The organism is Staphylococcus sp. OJ82 (genome assembly GCF_000294465.1).
Taxonomy (GTDB): domain Bacteria; phylum Bacillota; class Bacilli; order Staphylococcales; family Staphylococcaceae; genus Staphylococcus; species Staphylococcus equorum.
Genome location: NZ_ALPU01000003.1, coordinates 575071 through 581644 on the forward strand (window position 1 = coordinate 575071; position 6574 = coordinate 581644).

General features: G+C 35.3%; 4 protein-coding genes and 1 rRNA gene. All 5 read left to right on the forward strand.

Translation table 11 applies throughout. From position 1 onward, the window contains the following. Positions 1–15: 15 nt before the first annotated feature. Positions 16–699: a PAQR family membrane homeostasis protein TrhA gene (gene trhA / locus SOJ_RS05035; protein WP_002507012.1), complete on the forward strand. Its 684-nt coding sequence runs from the start codon at positions 16–18 to the stop codon at positions 697–699. A 339-nt stretch (positions 700–1038) separates the two neighbouring features. Next, a complete protein-coding gene (gene sdrM, locus SOJ_RS05040; RefSeq protein ID WP_002507013.1) occupies positions 1039–2379 on the forward strand; it encodes a multidrug efflux MFS transporter SdrM in 1341 nt (446 codons plus the stop codon). A 224-nt stretch (positions 2380–2603) separates the two neighbouring features. Beyond that, the gene (locus SOJ_RS05045; RefSeq protein ID WP_002507014.1) at positions 2604–3056 is read left to right on the forward strand and encodes a SepA family multidrug efflux transporter; all 453 of its coding nucleotides are present in this window, start codon (positions 2604–2606) and stop codon (positions 3054–3056) included. A gap of 324 nt (positions 3057–3380) precedes the next feature. Then, entirely contained in the window at positions 3381–4445 is a 1065-nt protein-coding gene (locus SOJ_RS05050; RefSeq protein WP_002507016.1) for an Mrp/NBP35 family ATP-binding protein, read from the forward strand. A gap of 492 nt (positions 4446–4937) precedes the next feature. Next, positions 4938–6490, forward strand: a 16S ribosomal RNA gene (locus tag SOJ_RS05055). The last annotated feature ends 84 nt before the right edge of the window (positions 6491–6574 follow it).

A 6574-nucleotide genomic window follows, 5' to 3' on the forward strand; every position in this document is an offset into this window, starting at 1 on the left:
AAGGTGGTTACACTTATGTCTCATACAGTAGATGTAGATAATAGCAAAGTGGCTAAAACATTTAAAAATATTGTACCTTTAACATTTGGTGAGGAAATTGGAAATGCAGTTTCACATGGGGCAGCTGCATTCATTGCTTTATGTGTATTGCCTTATGCAGCAATACAAAGTTTTTTGGATTATGGCATATTAGGTTCATTTAGCGTTTCGCTATATGTGATAAGTATTTTCTTAATGCTTATATCTTCAACGATTTATCATGCGATGCCTAATAATTCTTCGCATAAATATATACTCAGAATTATTGATCACAGTATGATATATGTTGCAATTGCTGGAACATATACGCCAATATGTTTAGTGTTAATTGGCGGATGGTTAGGATGGACTGCAATGGCAGTACTTTGGGGTATTACACTCTGGGGTATTCTATACAAATCTTTAGCTAAAAATGTTAGTCATAAATTGAGCTTAACTATGTATTTAGTTATGGGATGGATTGGCGTTTTATTTTTACCGACAATTATTTTCGATTCATCGGTAACATTTATGCTATTTATACTATTTGGTGGGATTGCTTATACCGTTGGAGCATGGTTCTATGCACAAAAAGATCGTCCATATTTTCATATGATTTGGCACTTCTTTATAGTAATTGCATCCGTATTTCATTTTATAGCTATTTTATATTTTATGTAATTCTAAAAAAACATAGATTTAGTAGTCTCTAGGACATAAATCTATGTTTTAAAAGCAATTATTATATGGGCACTAGCTGTCTGATATATATCGGCTTGTTTTAAGTACTTATGCAAGAGTTTCGGCTCTTGTATTATTTTTTAGTAGGCTTTGTGGGGGCGGGAATATGAAATCAGATTTTGATTTCTATCCCGCTCTTTTTTTAAAACAAAGAAAGATTTAGACTGTAACATGTATTTCTGCCCTAGCCTCAAAAAGTCGATTTGAAACTTATTACTACATAGTAATTGCTCTGATTATGCTAAAAGAATTTTAATTTGTTATGCAAGGAGGTAGATTATGAATATTAAGTCTTTAGGTGTCGTAGTTGCATTAATATTAATTATGTTTATGTCTGCCATCGAAACATCAATTGTTTCTTTAGCAATTCCTACTATAAGAGATGACTTAAATGTTACTTCATCCATTTCATTGATTTTCGCAGTTTATTTTATTGCAATTGTCATAGCTAATCCGATTGTAGGAGAACTACTAGATCGAACGAAAATTATTTATATCACACTTTTAGGATTATTGCTTTTTACTATAGGAAGTTTCTTATCCGGAATAAGTGGCACTTTCGAGATACTTATCATGTCTCGTTTTATACAAGGTTTAGGTGCTGGTGTAATGATGGCACTGAGTCAAATAGTACCTAAACTTGCCTTTGAAATCCCATTACGTTATAAAATTATGGGAATTGTTGGTAGTGTGTGGGGGATTTCTAGCATTATTGGCCCGGTTTTGGGAGGAACTATTTTAGAATTTGCAACGTGGCACTGGTTATTCTTCGTGAATATTCCGATTGCAATTGCTGCTATGGTATTGGTGATAATCACATTCCATTTTGAAAATGAAAATACAACTGCGAAGAATAAATTAGACGTGAAGGGCTTAACGTACTTCTATGTATTAATCTTCTTTTTAATATTTACAGTTATGAATAAAGCGAATTTATATTTAAACATCATTTCACTTATCTTAGCTTGTATAATGGCAGTGGTTCTTTACAAAAATGAAAAAAACATAAAAACACCATTTGTACCAGTTACAGAATTTAATAAGACAATTATTTTAATATTCTTTACTGATTTTGCTTATGCAATTATTTTGATGGGTTACAACTTATATATGCCTATTTATTTACAAGAAGAAATGGGCCTCTCACCATTACAAAGTGGCTTTGTAATATTTCCAATTTCATTTGCTTGGTTAGCGCTTAATTTTTCATTAGATAAATTAGAGGTTAGAATGAGTAGAAAAGGATTATATATTTTTGCTTTCACACTATTAATGCTATGTGGCATTTTAATATTTATAGGCACCGAATCGCCATTATTTATAGCATTTAGTTTATTACTTGCAGGGGTTAGCTTTGGCACAGTTTATACAAAAGATAGTGTTATAACTCAAGAAGAGACTTCATTAAATAATATGAAGCGGATGATGTCACTCTATACATTAACTAAGAGTTTAGGTAATTCAATAGGTTCTACTGTAATGGGGTACGTTTATGCTTTATCGTTCACTTTTATCAGTCTGCAAATACACAATGTTATCTTACTTAGTTTAATTATATTGATTATACTAATAGTTTTATGGACTGTGTTTTATAAAGAACAGAAACAAGAATCTAATTAGTAAACTGTATCTATATAACTAAAACATGATTTACTTCATCAATAAACGTTATAATTTGAAGAGTAGAGCTTCGTGTTAATTTGTATTTGGTAGTGAGTTGTTATAATGGTAATATAGTTTATGCGATTATAGTTTTAATAATAAATACTAGCGAGGTTGCAATAAAAGTTAGGTGATTATTAAGCGGAATATCGAAATAGAGTTAAAAGGGAGGACAGTAAGCAATGAAATATATAAAATATTTATTTACAACGCTTATTGTACTTTCGGTATTTATTATTTCTGGGGCTATATTTTTAACATTTTTAGGATTTGGATTATATGGTTTGAGTAGAATCCTAATTTATTTCCATCTTGCGTATTTTGGATATAACAAAAACTTTTACGATAACTTAATTTATTATGGTAGTTATATTGTATTAGGTTATTTCAATTTATTTATAATAGAGAATTTAATGGATTACTTTAGAAAAAAATTACCAGATAACCCATATTTTAAAGGGTTAACTTATCACTTAATTACTTTCACTGTAACAACTTTGCTATTTTACTTCATAGTGCATATCCATTACACTTATATAAATATTGATTTTTGGGTGATTGTATTTATCATTGGACTCTTATTTATATGTAAGGAAATATTTTATCCAGATAGTGAAAACTTAAATGGAAAATAAGCATCTTATTTTAGAAAATCACAACAGTTAATTGAAGCACTTTAACTGTTGTGATTATGAAGAAATAATATAATGTTAATATATATAGTAGAAACTGTAATACTTTAACTTTATCTCCGATAGTTAAAGTAACCATTTAAGAAAGAAATATAGCAATTACTATAAGAAGTTAGTTTATTTATTCTTTAATAGAGAGTGAAGTGAGCTAACTTCTTTTTTAATAAGGTGATTATATTTATACTGAATATAAACTATTTAAAGCAAACTTAAGTTTTGTTTGTTAGAATATAAATAATGATTATTTTATAAAGAGGGGGACGCATTGTGTTAACGACTGAGCAAGTTAAAGAACTTGTTGGAGAATTAAAAGATCCAATAATAAATGTACCTTTAAAAGAAACTGATGGAATAATAGAGGTTACTATTAAAGAAGAAATAGAGCATGTAAGTGTCAAAATAGCTATGGCTCAATTAGGGGGACAACCTCAATTAGATTTACAAATGGCCGTAGTGGAAGTATTAAAAGAAAATGGGGCTAATACCGTTGGCATCAGATTTGAAGAATTACCATCTGATGTAGTAGAACAATATAGAGGTACGAGTGATGACGAGCAACAAACAATAGAAGGCTTATTATCTAAAGACAATCCTGTAGAGTTTATAGCTATCGCTTCTGGTAAAGGTGGCGTTGGAAAATCAACAGTAGCAGTCAATTTAGCAGTATCATTAGCTAGAGAAGGTAAAAAAGTTGGTCTAGTTGATGCTGATATTTATGGCTTTAGCGTTCCAGACATGATGGGAATTGATGAAAAACCAGGGGTACAAGGTAAAGAAATCATACCAGTTGAACGTCATGGTGTGAAAGTAATTTCAATGGCTTTCTTTGTTGAAGAGAACGCACCAGTTATATGGAGAGGCCCAATGTTAGGGAAAATGCTTACGAATTTCTTTGTTGAAGTACGATGGGGAGATTTAGATTATTTGATTTTAGATTTACCACCAGGTACAGGGGATATTGCTTTAGATGTACATACGATGTTGCCATCAAGTAAAGAAATTATTGTAACAACACCTCATCCTACTGCAGCATTTGTTGCAGCAAGAGCTGGAGCAATGGCAAAACACACTGAACACACGATTTTAGGTGTAATAGAAAACATGTCTTACTTCCAAAGCGAAGAAACTGGAAATAAAGAATATGTATTTGGAACGGGTGGCGGTGAAAAGCTTGCTGAAGAATTACAAACAGACTTATTAGGTCACCTACCATTAGAACAACCATCATGGAATCCAAAAGATTTCGCGCCTTCCATTTATCAACCAGATGATAGATTAGGAGAAATATACCAATCAATGGCACAACAAATCATTGAAAAGACTAGTAAATAGTAGTATTTAAGGAGTGGGTAGAAATTAATTTAATTTTTATCCACTTTTCTCTTGCAATTTTTTTGAATGGTGGTAGAATTATTTCTTGTGACCAACGAAAGCACGATACAGTGTAAACGTAACAAATCACAATAAACAAAAAAGTATTGACTTTCTCTTGTGGAATTGATATTATATAAAAGTCGTCAAAAACGACAAAAACATTATTTAATTCAATTTCGAAAAAGTGTAAAAAATATACTTGAAACTTTATAAGAAATACTTTAATATTATTAAAGTAATGTTAAATGATTGTTAAAGAATATTAATTTTTTATTGACACAACGTCAATCGAAATGGTATAATGATAAAGCAATTATCCAAATGAACATTGAAAACTGAATTGCAATATGTCAACGTTAATTCCGAACACAACATTAAATTGTTGGTTCAAACGTGTTAGAGATAACACACAAATTAGTATTTTATGAGCTAATCAAACATCATAATTCATTTATGGAGAGTTTGATCCTGGCTCAGGATGAACGCTGGCGGCGTGCCTAATACATGCAAGTCGAGCGAACGGATAAGGAGCTTGCTCCTTTGAAGTTAGCGGCGGACGGGTGAGTAACACGTGGGTAACCTACCTATAAGACTGGAATAACTTCGGGAAACCGGAGCTAATGCCGGATAACATTTGGAACCGCATGGTTCTAAAGTAAAAGATGGTTTTGCTATCACTTATAGATGGACCCGCGCCGTATTAGCTAGTTGGTAAGGTAACGGCTTACCAAGGCAACGATACGTAGCCGACCTGAGAGGGTGATCGGCCACACTGGAACTGAGACACGGTCCAGACTCCTACGGGAGGCAGCAGTAGGGAATCTTCCGCAATGGACGAAAGTCTGACGGAGCAACGCCGCGTGAGTGATGAAGGTTTTCGGATCGTAAAACTCTGTTATTAGGGAAGAACAAATGTGTAAGTAACTGTGCACATCTTGACGGTACCTAATCAGAAAGCCACGGCTAACTACGTGCCAGCAGCCGCGGTAATACGTAGGTGGCAAGCGTTATCCGGAATTATTGGGCGTAAAGCGCGCGTAGGCGGTTTCTTAAGTCTGATGTGAAAGCCCACGGCTCAACCGTGGAGGGTCATTGGAAACTGGGAAACTTGAGTACAGAAGAGGAAAGTGGAATTCCATGTGTAGCGGTGAAATGCGCAGAGATATGGAGGAACACCAGTGGCGAAGGCGACTTTCTGGTCTGTAACTGACGCTGATGTGCGAAAGCGTGGGGATCAAACAGGATTAGATACCCTGGTAGTCCACGCCGTAAACGATGAGTGCTAAGTGTTAGGGGGTTTCCGCCCCTTAGTGCTGCAGCTAACGCATTAAGCACTCCGCCTGGGGAGTACGACCGCAAGGTTGAAACTCAAAGGAATTGACGGGGACCCGCACAAGCGGTGGAGCATGTGGTTTAATTCGAAGCAACGCGAAGAACCTTACCAAATCTTGACATCCTTTGAAAACTCTAGAGATAGAGCCTTCCCCTTCGGGGGACAAAGTGACAGGTGGTGCATGGTTGTCGTCAGCTCGTGTCGTGAGATGTTGGGTTAAGTCCCGCAACGAGCGCAACCCTTAAACTTAGTTGCCAGCATTTAGTTGGGCACTCTAGGTTGACTGCCGGTGACAAACCGGAGGAAGGTGGGGATGACGTCAAATCATCATGCCCCTTATGATTTGGGCTACACACGTGCTACAATGGACAATACAAAGGGCAGCTAAACCGCGAGGTCATGCAAATCCCATAAAGTTGTTCTCAGTTCGGATTGTAGTCTGCAACTCGACTACATGAAGCTGGAATCGCTAGTAATCGTAGATCAGCATGCTACGGTGAATACGTTCCCGGGTCTTGTACACACCGCCCGTCACACCACGAGAGTTTGTAACACCCGAAGCCGGTGGAGTAACCATTTATGGAGCTAGCCGTCGAAGGTGGGACAAATGATTGGGGTGAAGTCGTAACAAGGTAGCCGTATCGGAAGGTGCGGCTGGATCACCTCCTTTCTAAGGATATATTCGGAACATCTTCCTTGAGAAGATGAAGAGGAATGACATTGACATATTGCATTCAGTTTTGAATGCTCATTA